Here is a 1,795-nt window from a genome sequence, read left to right as displayed (position 1 = left end):
TGTCAACCGTTTCTTGTCACCGCCAGCGAAGATGGCAAGGTGCTGTTGTGGTCCAACGACGGCCACGACGCGATCGAAACGCTGAATGTTTCCGACCGCATCTTGGTGGATGCCGCTTGGGTTTCGCCACGACAAATTGCCGTCGCGATCGCCGGGGCAAGACGTCACCGGAGCCTGTTCTATAAGTCCTTCTCGCTGAGCAAACACGCGTTGGACGTTGAACTGCGACGTGTCCGGGCGGCGCGCGGAATCGGCAGCATGCAGCTTCATGGCGATGTTCGGCGGACAGGGTGGGGGCCACCCCGATTCGTCGTCCATACGCGAAGCACAATCTCGGTGTTTGAATCCGGGAAAACCGACTTGGTCACCCAACGATCGATCGATGTGCAGCGACGCGCCCAGTTGACCGCCGTCAGCCTGATCGATTCGCAACATCTCGTTGCGTCCATTGCTCAAGACGTCAAGCTTTCCAAAGAAGCCGCCGAAGCGAATCCGAACGGGAACACAACGGTTCGCGAAGAGCGTCTGTTGCTGTATGACTTGACCACCGATGCGCCCCCGCAGGAACTGGTGTTGCCACGGCTGGGAGGCATTTCCCGACTGAAGGTGGCTCCGTCGGGCGATCGAATCTTCGGATGCACCCGGGCTGGACGTGTTTTCTATGCGACGGTCTTGCGATCGGCTGACGGCCAATGGCAGTGGGCGGACACACCGGTGCAAGTCTGGAAGGCGCATCCCAGTTCGGTCAATGACCTGGTTTGGCTCGCCGATCGAAACCAGGTGGCGACCGTCGGTGACGACGGCAGTTGTGCGATCTGGAATCCCGGTGAGATGCCGGAAGACGATTTGACCTCTCCGGCGACGGCCGGCCACCTCGCACATCCATTGGACGCTCCGTTGCCGGACGTCGTCGCGGATTCGCAATCACCCCAGCTGGGTCAGCGGTTGCTGGTCAGCAGCAGTCCCGTGACCCGCGTGACGGCTTCGATCACGGGGGACCGGATCGTGACGGTCGGATCCGATCGGGTCATCCGGATTTGGGACACGCACAGCGGATTGGAATTGATCGCCTTGCAGCCACGGAAAGAGCGTGTCGTGGGAGTCGAGTTCAGCCCCGACGATCGTTACCTGATGATCGCCGAAGCCAACTCTCGGATCGAAGTCATTCGCCTGGTCGACGAATCGACGAAGGAAGAGGTTGAGGCCCGTAGGCTCGCGCCAAACGGCTGATTATCAATTGACATCAGCCGGTTCGCGCCAGCGCCCGGGCATCTCGGCGTGTCTTCGCTTCGCAGTGTTGTGCTGAAGCAAATCATCTCGCTCATGGACCGTTGGTGGTGACACACCACCGGCGACGTTTCACTCCACGTCCGTGGCCGCTCTCGGATCGACTTGCAAGCTGGCCAGGTACGCGACCAGGTCACGCAATTCTCTCGGTGTCATGTGTTTGGTCAGGTCGGCGGGCATCGATGAGTTGCCTTTCCGCCGCACTTCGATGTCATCTTGCAAGATCCGTTGTTGGCTGCCGTCGGCAAGGATCAGTTCGACGACCTCGTCGGTTTCGGATTTCACAATGCCGCTGTGGACACGACCGTCAATATCTACGATGACTGCCGTTTCGAATCCCTTGGCGATCTTCGCATCGGGCAGACAAATCGATTCGAGCAGGTAGCGGGCGTCACGCTCTTTCCCGATCACGGTTAGATTGGGGCCTACCTCACCGCCGGCGCGATCGACTTTGTGACAGCGGACACAGGAGAGTTCGGTTTTTCCAAAGAACAGCGTGGCGCCCTGC

General features: G+C 59.8%; 2 protein-coding genes. One reads left to right on the top strand and one right to left on the bottom strand.

The genetic code is table 11. The features are described from left to right. The coding region (locus ABX749_RS31700; RefSeq protein WP_372899557.1) for a WD40 repeat domain-containing protein at positions 1 to 1,230 on the top strand (1,230 nt) is incomplete at its 5' end. Positions 1,231 to 1,359: 129 nt separating this feature from the next. On the opposite strand, the gene ABX749_RS31695 is transcribed toward ABX749_RS31700, so the two are convergent. Then, positions 1,360 to 1,795, bottom strand: a 436-nt coding sequence (locus ABX749_RS31695) for a c-type cytochrome (protein ID WP_372899556.1), incomplete at its 5' end; no start/stop codon positions are given.

The organism is Stieleria sp. (genome assembly GCF_041595215.1).
Lineage (GTDB): Bacteria > Planctomycetota > Planctomycetia > Pirellulales > Pirellulaceae > Stieleria > Stieleria magnilauensis.
Note: the sequence above shows the minus strand (reverse complement) of the source record. Positions and strands in the feature narration are given on the sequence as shown.